Source organism: Lysinibacillus sp. FSL R5-0849, from assembly GCF_038595075.1.
Taxonomy (GTDB): domain Bacteria; phylum Bacillota; class Bacilli; order Bacillales_A; family Planococcaceae; genus Lysinibacillus; species Lysinibacillus fusiformis.
The window spans coordinates 4,550,361-4,563,417 of the sequence record NZ_CP152004.1 but is presented as its reverse complement, the minus strand read 5'-3'; the positions used below and the strand labels follow the sequence as shown (position 1 = coordinate 4,563,417).

The following is a 13,057-nucleotide window of genomic DNA, read 5'->3' as shown; positions in this document are numbered from 1 at the left end:
GCTTTTTTATAAAGTAGTAATCAACAAAGGAGAAAGAAGTGAACATCATGGTTAATGGACAGAACAAAGGAAAATACGCACTTCATCCAAACTTTCTAAAGGGAATATTACTAACACTCTTGATAGCCTTAGTTGCAAAATATATTGCTACTTTTCCTTTCTTTTCAATATTAGGGCAATTGGTCATTGCTATTATATTAGGGATGGCTTGGCGCGCAGCATTTAAAGTGCAGGATTCCTGGCAAGTGGGAATTTCATTTTCCAGTAAGAAGCTATTACGATTCGGTATTATTTTATTGGGGATGCGTTTAAATTTAGCTGATATTTATCACGCTGGCGCTAATGTTTTTTTGATTGCCGTCATTAATTTATTATTTGCATTAATTGTAGTATATGGTCTAACAAAAATTTTCCACGTAGATCAAAAGCTAGGGATACTAACGGCTTGTGGAACCGCCATTTGTGGAGCTGCAGCTGTCGTGGCAATTGCACCTCAAATTAAAGCAAATGAAAAGGAAACTGCTGTGGGGGCAGCCATTGTTGCATTATTAGGTACAGTATTTACACTTGTTTATACAGTACTTTATGCTGTAATGAACTTAACACCAACAGAGTATGGCATTTTCGCAGGTGGTACCTTACATGAAATTGCTCATGTTATTGCCGCGGCATCCGCAGGTGGAGATGAAGCCATTGATATAGCGGTCATTGTAAAGTTAACGCGTGTCGCACTGCTTGTTCCAGTAGCCCTTATAATCGGTATTTTCTATCGAAAAACGGCTAAAGGGGAAGAGAAAAAAGCATTTTCATTGTCAATCATACCGTGGTTTATAGTAGGGTTCTTAGCAATGAGTGCGATTAATTCATTAGGTATTATACCGGCTAATGTGGCGCAAGCCCTTGTAAATATTGCTTACATTTTAATTGCTATGGCGATGGCAGGTCTTGGATTAAATGTTGAGATTAAAACGTTTAAGGAGCTTGGAGTAAAGGCGTTTGTTGCTGGTTTAATTGGTTCAGTTTGTCTATCCGTGTTAGGCTATTTTCTTGTTATTTTTTTAGCACGATGATGAAAAATATTTCCCTGTATTAGGACTAATCATTTATAAAAAGATGTTGTACAAACTACCTTAATGAAAAAGACCCTGCATTGTATGCCAACATGCAGGGCTTTTTAGATAGAATCAGAAGATCATGTATAAATATTTAGTGTGTTTATGAACGTAAAGCTTCGATGGAAGTTGCTAATTCAGCAACTACTATTTTGCTACCGATAATTGGGCTATCCGTTTTTTCCCCTTCAGAGCCTGAACTTGGACGGTGATGGGCTGCAGCAAATGCATCGCTATTACGCCATGCTTGGAAATGCTCCTTGGATTCCCAATACATATTAACACTCATTTCGTCATAAGTAGGATCATCCGTTGAAATTAATACCTCTACTTTATGGAAGCCTTCAAATTGTTGTAGAGGACCTGGTTTTGTAAAGTTTGGAGCCATTCTTGCTGCAAAACCTGGCTTCACTTGAATACGATTTGTAACAATGATCATGCTTTTCCCCCCTTATTTTCATTTACTAGGTTTTTGAATGAATTATCACTGATTATCATTCGCAATCAATGATAAGTGGCTTAAGAAGACATTGTCAATAGAAGTCCTCAATATATTCTCATCGTAAGTATACTTCTGCTTATACGCTGACATTTAACTGACATAATCCAGTGCTATAATAAACATAAGAGCTAGTTAGTCGCGAGGTGAACAAAAATGGCGCAAATATTAGTAATAGAAGACGAATATGCAATTAGCCAGGTGTTAAACGTTTATTTGAAAAAGGTCGGCTATGATGTAACACAATGCTTTAGTGGTGGTGAGGCTTTAGATAAATTTATTGAGACCCAACCAGATTTAGTGTTACTAGATATTATGCTGCCTGAGAAAAATGGCTGGATTATTTTAAAGGAAATTAGAGAATTCAGTGCTTGTCCCATTATAATGTTGACCGCTTTAGGTGAGGTGAATTACCGTTTAGAAGGATTTGACCAAGGGGCAGACGATTATATTGCAAAGCCCTTTATTGCAGATGAAGTTGTTGCGAGAGTGAAGGCCGTTTTAAGACGGGCTGAAGGAAGCACCGATTCATCCTCTTTAAAGCGTTACGGTTCTCTCGAAATTGATAGGAAGGCACATAGAGTGTTTCTAGGAGGGAAGGAAATACTATTAACGCCTAGAGATTTATCGGTGTTTTTATTTTTAGCTGACCATCCGAACCAAACATTTACGCGTGATCAGCTCATTGATCATGTTTGGGGCTGGGAGTATGACGGAAGTGATCGAGCGGTAGACTTAGCAGTGAAACGGCTTCGTAAAGCATTGATGGATTGGGATGAAGCAGAGGGCGAAATAAAGACACTACGTGGATTGGGGTATCAGCTGAGTGTTCAAAAGAAATAAAAGAATATCTTTACTTCAATATTGGACAAGCCGTTACTTACTTACACTATTTATAGGTTTAGCTATAATTTCCTTGATTTCGGCAGCTTGGATTCGCCATACGACGTTTGAAAATCGACTAGAGATGATGGAGTTTTTAGCGGATGAGACGGTCTATCGTTTAACCGATAATTCGGGACTCAGTAATGGGCCGTTTAACGGTATTCCTGGTTTCATTAGGGATCGGGAACGTTTTACTATGAGAGAAATTGATCCTATCCTGTATGTAGTCGATACAAAGGGCAATATCATAACAAGTAACCGCCCTGTACCACCAGGTAGTGCTAAAAATGTAGTGAGTATGTTAGATGGTGAAGAAGGTACAAAGGAATTAACGATAGGATTAGAGCCCGTTCAATATGTGGTCAAAAGAAAAATAGAAAATAGTCAGGAGCTAATTGGCTGGGTGTTAGTAGTGGAGAAGAAAGAAAATTTAACAAGAGTGAATCAAGCCTATGGTCAGCTTGCCATTTTGATTGGGGCGTTGGCTTTATTAGGCTGGGTTGCTATCTATTTTTTATCCAAACGTTTAGCACGTCCCATCAAACAAGTAGCAGCAGCAGCAAAACAAGTGCAGGAGGGTAGCTATTCAGTCGATTTACCTCAGGATAGTAAGGAAAAAGAGGTATATGAGCTTGTAACTTCCTTTGAAAATATGGCTCAAAAACTTGAACAACTGGAGAAAACCAGAACAGAATTATTGGCAGGCGTCACCCATGAACTGAAAACACCCGTCACTTCTATAAGTGGGCTATTACAAGCTGTAAAGGATGGCGTTGTAACAGGACAAGATGCAATGGAATTTATTGATATGGCTGTGGTCGAAACGACAAAAATGAAAACAATGGTTGGTGATTTACTTGCTTTTAACCACTTTGCAGTAGATGCGATTCCGGTGAAGCTTGAGCCTGTAAACGTCAATCAGCTTCTGCGGGAGGCGGTCGCACAGTGGGAAGTAATGCAGGAAGATGACAGTGTTCATGTAAACTTGCACTTAGTTGATCCTGCCATCCATGTACATGTTGATATTGTCCGTATTCAGCAAATTATGACCAACTTATTAACCAATGCGAAACAGTCGATGGATATAGGATCTGTAACGCTAACACTTAAAGAGCAAGGGGATACGGTCTCAATTATTGTAACGGATACAGGGCGAGGTATTCCTGTAGAGGATCAGGCATTTGTATTTGAGCGTTTTTATAGAGGAGAGAATAAAAAATATGCCATTCGAGGGTTAGGTCTTGGATTACCTCTTAGTAAAATGATGGCACAATCTATTGGTGGTGACTTAAAATTAATCGAAAGTCACGCCACAGGAACTTCTTTTGAATTACTATTGCAAAAAGCTACTACGTCGTAAAGGCGTGGTAGCTTTTTTAATGGGCTTCATGGAAACAACAGGCCAGAAATGATTTGTAAAATATCAGTGAAGAAAATGGAAAGTTGACATCTGCCTGACACAAACGCTCTTTATAGTAAACAGTGTAGACGAGAAACGAGCAAAAAGATGCTTTTGCTATCGTTGGGCTTCAGCCGCTATACGACAATGAAATTTAGTAGGGAGTGTGATGTAAATGCCTATAGTAACCTCATTTAATCCAAATGGTCGTCAAGAAATTAAACAGGCGATTTCCTATCCAGACTATGCGTTATTAAAAGCAAAGCTACAGTATATTATGCAGCTGGACATGCATGCGGGGGCGGAGGGGAAATATTTAATTCGGAGTACGTACTTCGACAATTTTGCGAATAAAGTGCTCAATGAGAAAAAGGAAGGCTATATTAATCGAGATAAATACCGCGTACGAATATACGGTAAATCTAGTGCCATTATCAATCTTGAGCGTAAGAGTAAACGGAATAATTTAACCTTTAAAACGAAGTGTGCAATATCTCAAGCTGAATATGAAAAAATGCGCCTTGGAGATATTTCATGGATGGAGGTGGATGAGCGAGGACTGATTAGGGACTTATATCAAGAGATGAGTTACAGCCAGCTTAGACCAACAACAGTAGTAGATTATGAGCGAGAGGCGTATATTTACCCATTTGGTAATGTGCGAGTAACTTTTGATAGTAAGGTGCAATCCAGCTTACGCAATACAGATATGTTTAATCCAAGCTTACCCATGGTGGATGTACTAGAGCAAAACCTAGTGATTTTAGAGGTGAAATACGATGACTATTTACCGGACATCATCAAATATTTACTTCAGTCTGTAGATACACGTGCCGAGGCATATTCAAAATATCAACTTAGTCGTATGTATGGCTAATAAAAGGAGAACGAACGATGGATACAATTAAATTTAGTGATATTTTTAAATCTAATTTTTTAGAAAAAACAACATCTTTTTCATTAATCGATTCAATTATTGGTTTGGTCGTAGCATTTTTCATTGGACTTTTCATTTACGCAGTTTATAAGAAAACCTTTAATGGAGTGATTTACTCTCATTCATTCAATATTGCATTGCTCATTATGACAATGGCGACAGCACTCGTGATTATGGGGATCAGTTCGAATGTTCTTCTATCTCTTGGTATGGTTGGTGCATTATCCATTGTGCGTTTCCGAACGCCTATTAAGGATCCTATGGATTTAGTTTACATTTTCTGGGCCATTGTTTCAGGTATTTTATGTGGGGCAGGGTTTATTCCTTTAGTCATTATTGGAGCTGTGTTAATTGGTCTTGTGCTGTTAGTATTTGTCAATAAAATCACAGTAGAAAATCCTTATTTATTAATTGTAAAGTTTGAGGAAGAGCTAGCATCTCAAGAGGTGGAGCGAATTATAGCTGCACAAACAAAAAAATTCGCCCTCAAATCGAAGTCGATTATGAACAATGAGGAGATGGAAACTACGTATGAAATTCGCGTCAAACAAAACGATGCTAAACTAATGGATCTGCTTACAAAAGTGCCGGGTGTAAAATCTGCCATTATGCTAAGCTATGACGGGAACTTTACAGCATAATGACTGCGTTCACAAAAAGGATTCCAAAGCGAGGTGTCAGTGATGATTAAAACCCGAATTGTCTACCTGTGCATGGCAATTCTTCTCCTTCTCTTTGTCGTGATATATGCTGTACTTCCGAATGTAGGCATTGAAACTAAGAATACCAATTTCTCTTATGAGAATATAGTTTTTAATAAAAACAAAGTTACTACAGTGGATATTGAGATAGCCGAGGAAGATTGGGCTGACATGCTGGAAAATGCGGCAGATGAAGAGTTAAAACAGGCGGATATTACAGTAAACGGCAAGAAAATTGAGAATGTGGCTATACGCACTAAAGGAAACTTAACGTTACGATCCGTCATCAACAGTGACTCAGATCGTTATAGCTTAAAAATTGATTTTGATTATTATGATGATACTCAAAGCTTATATGGCTTGAAAAAGTTAAATTTAAATAATAATTATAGTGACTCTACATTAATGCGAGAGTATATATCCTATGAATTAATGGAGCAAATGGGCTTACCAACGCCAGCACATTCCTATATGTATGTCACAGTAAATGGTGAGGAGCGGGGTTTGTTTTTAGGCGTAGAAGCAGTGGATGAAACGTTCCTAGCTAATAACTATGGCTCCAATAATGGCTTTTTATTTAAGCCAGATGGGACAGGCAGTGATTTAAAATATATAAGTGACGATATGACGGATTATACAGGTATTGGATTAAAAACAAATAAAGATAATATTAATCAATCCAAATTTGTGGAAATGCTGGATGCAATTAATAATGGTGGAGACATTGAAAAATATTTGGATGTCGATGAAATGCTACGTTATTTCGCCGTCAATACGGCACTTGTAAATTTAGATAGTTATCAAGGGAATATGAAGCATAACTATTATTTATACGAACAGAATGGCAATTTTTCAATTATCCCTTGGGATTACAATATGTCCTTTGGTGGCTTTGGAGCAGGTGGCGGTAGAATGGGAATGGGTAGAGAAGATCGTCAAAAGCCAGTGGATGCTTCTAATTCAAAAAGTTCACCAATGGAGAACAATGGACAAACGGATCAAGCGGGTGTCGATAGGCAACAACAGAATGGCCAGTTTAACATGGATATGGGCATGTCAGGAAACCTAATGGCCGAAAGTGCTATTAATTTTAGTGTGACTACTCCTGTCTCTGGTACAACTTTGGAGGAACGGCCACTACTAAAAGCCTTACTTACTAATGAGAAATATCGCGCTCAATATGAAGGTTATTTAGAAGAGTTAACTACGAATTATTTAACAGAGGATTATGTACAATCCAGGACAAAAAAATTAGCGGTGCTTTTAACAACCTATGTCGAAGCGGATCCAACTAAATTTTCTACGACGGAACAGTTTTTAGAGGCAGTTGAAGGTGAGAATAGTTTACCTGAGTTTGCAAAGCAGCGCTCTGAATCTATTTTAAAACAGCTCTCTGGGGAGCTTGTTGTGGAGGCATCGATAACTGCTCAAGATAATACGATGCCGGTTCCAAATGAAGATGGAGAAATGAAAGGGATGCCTGATAATAGTGATCCGAGTCAGCTACCAGAGGATTTTGATCCATCACAAGGTCCTACGTTTAACAAAGAAGGCAATGGACCAATGGGGGGAGAAGGTCAAAATGGTGGGCCTATGCAGCGCCCGGATGAAAACGGAGCGCCAATGGGTATGCCTGGTGCTAATAATGAAATCGCCGATCCAGCCGCTACAATTGATAAGACTACAGTGATTACTATCATTGCATCCTTCGTGTTATTACTTCTTTCACTTCTCTTTGTTTATAGATTTAAGCGTAGAGGCCGATAAAAAAATGACCATATCCAAACTTTTGGGTATGGTTTTTGCTTTTTCTCGTGCTAAAATAAAGCATTCTGTTCTTAGGAGTCCTTTCATATGAATGAACAACAGTTTGATAAATATTTGCATATTAAGACCGTGGGAGAACAATATGGTTTCCCAAAGCTTGCCCACTATCACCGTTATGAACCAACCCCTTATAATGGGCTTGAACAATTATTTGCTATCTATGAGATGCCTAACGACCCTGTGTTTATTGATATGGGCTGTGGAAAGGGAAGGGTACCCATTTATGTTCATCATCAATTTCATATTCCAACGATCGGAATAGAGATGGATGCTGGATTTTATGCTGAGGCAGAAGAAAATAAACGAAGCTATCTTCAAAAAAAGCGTTCACATGCACCTATTACATTTATTCATACGATAGCAGAGGCATATGAAATAAAGCCGCGTGATAATGTGTTTTTCTTTTTTAATCCCTTTTCCATTCATATTTTCCGCACAGTTATTCAGAACATTTGGCAATCCTATGAGCAAAACATGCGAGATATTCATATAATTTTATACTATCCTCCCTATGATTATTTACAGTTTTTACATCAGGGGACACCATTTGAATTGCTCCATGAAGTGCATTTAGAAAATGAAACTAATATGAATGAACGCCTTTGTGTGTTCGAATTAAAGAAAGCATAGGGGCAATCGTCTCCATGCTTTTTTCTCTTTTCTACACTTATTTTCAGGGAAATAATTTAATAAAAATGAAGGACAGCCAAAACCTTATCTTAAAAAAATAATTGCATATGATAGTTTTGTACTACACTATAAAAGAATTGAAAGATAATTCTTAAATAACTAATTATACTGAAAAATCACTCTAGACTAAATATAAAGAATGTTTTACAATGTAAAAGTCATAAATGAATAATATTGTTCTGTCGTTTTTAGGTAGTTATAAATAATTATTTTTGCTATTGAGGAAATGAATTTATTTGTTTATAATTATCAGAAATATCTAATATTTTAGAAATCTTCAGGGGGAATCTAATTATGAAAGAGAGTAAAAAGCTTAAGAAGTTCGGTTCACTATTAGTAGCATCTTCTTTACTTGCTGGTGTACTTGCTGGTTGTGGTAACGGAGACGATTCAAGTTCAGGTGGTGGCCCATCATCAGGCGGTGGTTCATCTGATGGCGATACAATTAAAATTGGTGCAAACCTAGAGCTTTCAGGGAATGTAGCATCTTATGGTTCTTCAATCGGTCTGGGCGCAGAATTGGCTGTAAAAGAGATAAATGATGCTGGTGGTATTGATGGTAAGAAGATTGAACTGATTAAAGTAGATAATAAATCCGAAAACTCTGAGGCTACAGCTGCAGCTATTAAACTAGCAACGCAAGATAAAGTAGTAGCAATGCTAGCTCCTGCAACTTCAGGAAATACAGTAGCAACGGTTCAAATTGCCAATCAAAATAAAATCCCGATTGTTACTGGTTCTGGGACTGCCCCAAATATTACGGTAAATGAGGATGGCAGCGTTAACGAGTATGCATTCCGTACATGCTTTATTGACCCATTCCAAGGGATTGTGGCAGCTAACTTCGCTTCAGGTGAGCTAAGTGCAAAAAACGTAGCTATTTTTGCTGACAACGCATCTGATTATGCAAAAGGTTTAGCAAAGTCCTTTAAAGAAACGATTACTAAAAGTGGTGGAAAAATTGTGAAGGAAGAAGCTTATGTAGCCAAGGATACAGACTTCCGTACACAATTAACAAATATTAAAGCATCGAATCCAGACTTTATCTTTATCCCTGGATACTATGAAGAGGTTGGTTTAATTGTTAAACAAGCCCGTGAAATGGGTATTGATGTACCTTTAATGGGGGCTGATGGTTGGGATTCACCAACTTTAGTGGATCTAGCGGGCAAGGATGCATTAAATAATACGTATATTACTAACCACTATTCTGCAGAAGATCCAGACCCAAAAATTCAAGACTTTGTAAAGGCATTTAAAGCGGCAAATGGTGATAAGGCACCTGATGCGTTCAACGCACTTGGATATGACTCTATTTACTACATTGCTGATGCCATTAAACGTGCAGGTTCTACAGATGGGGAAGCTATTAAAAATGAATTAGCTGCAACAAAAGATCTTTCTTTAGTAACAGGTACTTTCTCAGTTGACGAAAACCATAACCCAATTAAAACAGCAACAGTTCTTGAATTTAAAGACGGTAAACAAGTGTTCAACTCTAAAGTTAATCCTTAATGTTTTGTAAGCAAGGGGGAGGCGGGTAAACACGCCTTCCTTTTTTCTGTTTTAGATAACTAGAATAGCAGCATAAAACATAACTTTTTAGTATCGATGCATGTACAAATTTCTCATTTTTCAGAAAATTCAAAGGAGTGAATGCGTATGGAATGGATACAGCAACTTGTGAATGGTATTTCACTAGGAAGTATCTACGCGTTAATAGCGCTAGGGTATACGATGGTATACGGTATTATCAAGCTGATTAACTTTGCCCATGGTGACGTTTTCATGATTGGTTCATTTATCGGCTTTTACGCAATTGCTAAATGGGAGCTTGGCTTTTTCCCAGCATTATTATTGGCGATGCTCATTTGCGCAATTTTTGGTGTTTTAATTGAACGGATCGCCTATAAACGATTACGAAATGCAACACGTATTGCGGCATTAATTACAGCGATCGGCGTATCGTTATTAATTGAATATACAACGATTTTCTTCAGAGGGGCTCAACCGGCAGCGTATCCTGAAGTGTTCAAAAATAAGTCTTTTGATATTTTAGGCGTACAAATTAGTAGTACCTCTATTTTAATTTTATCAGTCGCTGTTGTACTGATGATTCTTTTACAATTCATCGTACATAAAACAAAAATCGGGAAAGCCATGCGTGCCGTTTCTCATGATGCGGATGCAGCACGTTTAATGGGGATTAACGTTGATAATACAATCTCTGCAACATTTGCAATTGGTTCGGCTTTAGCTGGTGCAGCCGGTGTTATCTTCGGTGTGTATTATACGAAAATTGACCCGTTAATGGGTGTTATACCAGGAGTTAAAGCGTTTATCGCAGCTGTTCTTGGTGGGATTGGGATTATTCCTGGCGCTATGGTCGGTGGTATGTTACTAGGCGTTGTAGAATCTTTAGTAAGTGCTCTTGGCTTCTCTTTATGGAGAGATGCAGCGGCATTCGTTATTTTAATTTTGATTTTAATATTCAGACCATCGGGTATCTTTGGTAAAAATGCCCGTGAGAAAGTGTAGGTGAGCGGTTATATGAAAAAGTCTAAAGTTTTCTGGGGCTATGCCGTATTAGCGCTAGTCATCTATGCAGTTGTGCAATTATTGATTACGACCGAAGTCATTGATATGTACTATAAAAATATGCTGATTACGATGTGTATTAACATTATGCTAGCTGTTAGTTTGCATATTGTAATTGGGGTTACAGGTCAATTTTCGATTGGGCATGCCGGGTTCCTAGCTGTTGGAGCCTATGTGTCAGCGATTATTACGACGAAGCTCATGTTACCATTCCCATTGGCGATTTTATTAGGAGCAGCGGCAGCAGCTATCGCAGGTCTAATTGTAGGTATTCCGACACTTCGTTTAAAAGGGGACTATCTCGCAATTGCGACTTTAGGATTTGCGGAGATCATTCGTATTATTTTCTTAAATACGGATTATGTTGGCGGTGCTGCAGGGATGCAGGTTAAATATTTATCTAACTGGACGTATGCATTCTTTGGTGTCGTATTAACGATTCTTGTCATCTCAAACTTTACAAATTCGCGTCATGGTCGCGCATGTATTTCTATTCGCGAAGATGAGATTGCAGCAGATGCGATGGGAATTAATACAACTTACTATAAGGTTGTCGCGTTCGCGATTGGATCTTTCTTTGCTGGGCTAGCAGGTGCAATTTTTGCCCATAACTTTTACATTATTCAGCCGACAACTTTCGGTTTCTTAAAATCATTTGATATTTTAATTTACGTTGTACTTGGTGGCTTAGGAAGTCTTTCAGGTTCCGTGATCGCTGCGGTTTTCTTAACGATCGTATCGACGTATCTAGCAAACTTCCCAGAGACTCGTATGATTATTTACAGTTTAGTACTAATTATCGTAATGCTTTATCGCCCAACAGGATTAATGGGAACAAAAGAAATTACGGATTTATTTAAGTTTGGTAAAAAAGGAGGTACAAAATAATGACTGGAAACCTTCTTATTAATGTTGAAAACATGGGGATTCAATTCGGTGGTTTAAAGGCAGTACAGGGTGTTAATATGTATCTCAATCAAGGTGAATTAGTGGGTTTAATCGGTCCCAATGGTGCTGGAAAAACGACTAGCTTTAATATGCTGACAGGGGTATATACACCAACAGAGGGGACCATCACATTTGGCGGACAGAAATTAAACGGGCTTGCACCTTACCAAGTAACACAAAAGGGAATAAGCCGTACATTCCAAAATATTCGTCTATTTAAAGAGCTATCTGTTCTAGACAATGTTAAAGTAGCCAACCATTCGCTTGCTAAGCATTCGATGTGGTCATCGATTTTTCGCTTACCCACGCATTTCATGGGTGAGGCCGAAATGGAGCTTCAATCCATAGAGTTTTTAAAAATCTTTGGTTTAGATGTCTATATGAACGAGTTAGCTAAAAATTTACCATATGGAATGCAGAGACGATTAGAGATTGCCCGTGCATTAGCGGCAAATCCAAAGCTATTATTATTGGATGAACCAGCTGCCGGGATGAATCCGCAGGAAACGCATGATTTAATGGAATTAATTGCATTTATACGTAAGGAGTTTGGTTTAACGATATTACTGATTGAGCATGATATGAGCTTAGTAATGGGTATTTGTGAGCGTATTTATGTACTCGATCATGGACAATTAATTGCTGACGGGACACCAGAAGAAATTCGCAACAATCCAAAGGTAATTGAAGCGTACCTTGGTGAGGAGGTTATCGGCTAATGCTAAAAGTACAAAATATAGATGTTTATTATGGTAACATTCAAGCATTGAAGGGCCTCTCTTTAGAAGTAAATGAGGGTGAAATTGTCACATTAATCGGTGCAAACGGAGCTGGGAAAAGTACATTGTTAAAAACATTGTCAGGCTTATTAAAACCAAAAGGTGGCATTATTGAATACGAAGGCTTCTCTATTGCGGGGAAAGCAGCCCAAACTATTGTTAAATCGGGGATTTCCCACGTTCCAGAAGGACGTCGTGTTTTTGCCAATATGTCCGTAGAAGAAAATTTAGAGCTTGGTGCCTATTTGCGTAATGACAAAGCAGGAATTAAAAAAGATATGGACCATGTTTTTGAGTTATTCCCTAGACTATTGGAGCGTCGTAAACAGCTATCAGGAACATTGTCTGGTGGGGAACAGCAAATGCTTGCGATGGGTCGTGCCTTAATGGCAAAGCCCAAATTGCTATTAATGGATGAGCCTTCAATGGGGCTCGCGCCGCTTATGGTTAAAAATATTTTCAATATTATTGAACAGGTGAATAAAGAGGGGACAACAGTATTGCTTGTTGAGCAAAATGCCAATATGGCACTGTCTGTCGCTAACCGTGCATACGTGCTCGAAACAGGGCGTATTGTTTTATCTGGTTCAGCTAAAGAGCTTCAAGAAAGTGAAGAAGTAAAAGCAGCTTATTTGGGTGGTTTATAATGGAGAAGGGCGTCTCAACAAGGAGAGGCCCTTTT

Annotated in this window: 13 protein-coding genes; 12 read left to right on the top strand and 1 reads right to left on the bottom strand. The window is 38.3% G+C overall.

Annotated features, from left to right (window positions below; genetic code table 11):
• The first annotated feature begins 47 nt into the window (after window positions 1-47).
• A complete protein-coding gene (locus tag MKY80_RS22720; RefSeq protein WP_107922760.1) occupies window positions 48-1,070 on the top strand; it encodes a YeiH family protein in 1,023 nt (340 codons plus the stop codon).
• A gap of 145 nt (window positions 1,071-1,215) precedes the next feature.
• On the opposite strand, the gene MKY80_RS22715 is transcribed toward MKY80_RS22720, so the two are convergent.
• The gene (locus tag MKY80_RS22715) at window positions 1,216-1,551 is read right to left on the bottom strand and encodes a heme oxygenase (protein ID WP_036121712.1); all 336 of its coding nucleotides are present in this window, start codon (window positions 1,549-1,551) and stop codon (window positions 1,216-1,218) included.
• Between the two features lie 216 nt (window positions 1,552-1,767).
• Between MKY80_RS22715 and MKY80_RS22710 the strand changes: the two genes are divergently transcribed.
• The 11 genes from MKY80_RS22710 to MKY80_RS22660 all read left to right on the top strand — a co-directional run bounded on the left by MKY80_RS22710 (window position 1,768) and on the right by MKY80_RS22660 (window position 13,022).
• Window positions 1,768-2,454, top strand: coding sequence for a response regulator transcription factor (locus MKY80_RS22710; RefSeq protein WP_090002649.1), 687 nt, complete (start codon window positions 1,768-1,770; stop codon window positions 2,452-2,454).
• Window positions 2,438-3,856 (top strand): HAMP domain-containing sensor histidine kinase, encoded by a 1,419-nt coding sequence (locus MKY80_RS22705; RefSeq protein WP_090002648.1) that lies wholly within the window; start codon window positions 2,438-2,440, stop codon window positions 3,854-3,856. The genes MKY80_RS22710 and MKY80_RS22705 overlap by 17 nt, the downstream gene beginning before the upstream one ends.
• 214 nt (window positions 3,857-4,070) lie before the next feature.
• Window positions 4,071-4,772 carry a polyphosphate polymerase domain-containing protein gene (locus tag MKY80_RS22700; protein ID WP_089986413.1) on the top strand — a complete coding sequence of 234 codons (702 nt, stop codon included), beginning with the start codon at window positions 4,071-4,073 and terminating at the stop codon, window positions 4,770-4,772.
• Between the two features lie 17 nt (window positions 4,773-4,789).
• Window positions 4,790-5,473 (top strand): DUF4956 domain-containing protein, encoded by a 684-nt coding sequence (locus MKY80_RS22695; RefSeq protein ID WP_031416746.1) that lies wholly within the window; start codon window positions 4,790-4,792, stop codon window positions 5,471-5,473.
• A gap of 72 nt (window positions 5,474-5,545) precedes the next feature.
• The gene (locus tag MKY80_RS22690; protein WP_342531317.1) at window positions 5,546-7,300 is read left to right on the top strand and encodes a CotH kinase family protein; all 1,755 of its coding nucleotides are present in this window, start codon (window positions 5,546-5,548) and stop codon (window positions 7,298-7,300) included.
• Window positions 7,301-7,387: 87 nt separating this feature from the next.
• On the top strand, window positions 7,388-7,990 hold the full coding sequence (locus MKY80_RS22685) for a methyltransferase (RefSeq protein WP_107922756.1): 603 nt from the start codon (window positions 7,388-7,390) through the stop codon (window positions 7,988-7,990).
• A 354-nt stretch (window positions 7,991-8,344) separates the two neighbouring features.
• Window positions 8,345-9,565 (top strand): ABC transporter substrate-binding protein, encoded by a 1,221-nt coding sequence (locus tag MKY80_RS22680; protein ID WP_089986410.1) that lies wholly within the window; start codon window positions 8,345-8,347, stop codon window positions 9,563-9,565.
• A gap of 147 nt (window positions 9,566-9,712) precedes the next feature.
• Window positions 9,713-10,588, top strand: coding sequence for a branched-chain amino acid ABC transporter permease (locus MKY80_RS22675; RefSeq protein ID WP_012296114.1), 876 nt, complete (start codon window positions 9,713-9,715; stop codon window positions 10,586-10,588).
• Window positions 10,589-10,600: 12 nt separating this feature from the next.
• Window positions 10,601-11,536: a branched-chain amino acid ABC transporter permease gene (locus MKY80_RS22670; RefSeq protein ID WP_089986409.1), complete on the top strand. Its 936-nt coding sequence runs from the start codon at window positions 10,601-10,603 to the stop codon at window positions 11,534-11,536.
• Window positions 11,536-12,315, top strand: a complete 780-nt coding sequence (locus MKY80_RS22665; RefSeq protein ID WP_171365832.1) for an ABC transporter ATP-binding protein — start codon at window positions 11,536-11,538, stop codon at window positions 12,313-12,315. The genes MKY80_RS22670 and MKY80_RS22665 overlap by 1 nt, the downstream gene beginning before the upstream one ends.
• Window positions 12,315-13,022 carry an ABC transporter ATP-binding protein gene (locus MKY80_RS22660; RefSeq protein ID WP_025116481.1) on the top strand — a complete coding sequence of 236 codons (708 nt, stop codon included), beginning with the start codon at window positions 12,315-12,317 and terminating at the stop codon, window positions 13,020-13,022. Before MKY80_RS22665 ends, MKY80_RS22660 begins: the two co-directional genes overlap by 1 nt.
• The last annotated feature ends 35 nt before the right edge of the window (window positions 13,023-13,057 follow it).

Bases quoted from the DNA above. Each gene is read 5' to 3' on its own strand.
- MKY80_RS22720 (WP_107922760.1), top strand. From the start codon at position 48: ATGGTTAATGGACAGAACAAAGGAAAATACGCACTTCATCCAAACTTT.
- MKY80_RS22715 (WP_036121712.1), bottom strand. From the start codon at position 1,551: ATGATCATTGTTACAAATCGTATTCAAGTGAAGCCAGGTTTTGCAGCA.
- MKY80_RS22710 (WP_090002649.1), top strand. From the start codon at position 1,768: ATGGCGCAAATATTAGTAATAGAAGACGAATATGCAATTAGCCAGGTG.
- MKY80_RS22700 (WP_089986413.1), top strand. From the start codon at position 4,071: ATGCCTATAGTAACCTCATTTAATCCAAATGGTCGTCAAGAAATTAAA.
- MKY80_RS22695 (WP_031416746.1), top strand. From the start codon at position 4,790: ATGGATACAATTAAATTTAGTGATATTTTTAAATCTAATTTTTTAGAA.
- MKY80_RS22690 (WP_342531317.1), top strand. From the start codon at position 5,546: ATGGCAATTCTTCTCCTTCTCTTTGTCGTGATATATGCTGTACTTCCG.
- MKY80_RS22685 (WP_107922756.1), top strand. From the start codon at position 7,388: ATGAATGAACAACAGTTTGATAAATATTTGCATATTAAGACCGTGGGA.
- MKY80_RS22680 (WP_089986410.1), top strand. From the start codon at position 8,345: ATGAAAGAGAGTAAAAAGCTTAAGAAGTTCGGTTCACTATTAGTAGCA.
- MKY80_RS22675 (WP_012296114.1), top strand. From the start codon at position 9,713: ATGGAATGGATACAGCAACTTGTGAATGGTATTTCACTAGGAAGTATC.
- MKY80_RS22670 (WP_089986409.1), top strand. From the start codon at position 10,601: ATGAAAAAGTCTAAAGTTTTCTGGGGCTATGCCGTATTAGCGCTAGTC.
- MKY80_RS22665 (WP_171365832.1), top strand. From the start codon at position 11,536: ATGACTGGAAACCTTCTTATTAATGTTGAAAACATGGGGATTCAATTC.
- MKY80_RS22660 (WP_025116481.1), top strand. From the start codon at position 12,315: ATGCTAAAAGTACAAAATATAGATGTTTATTATGGTAACATTCAAGCA.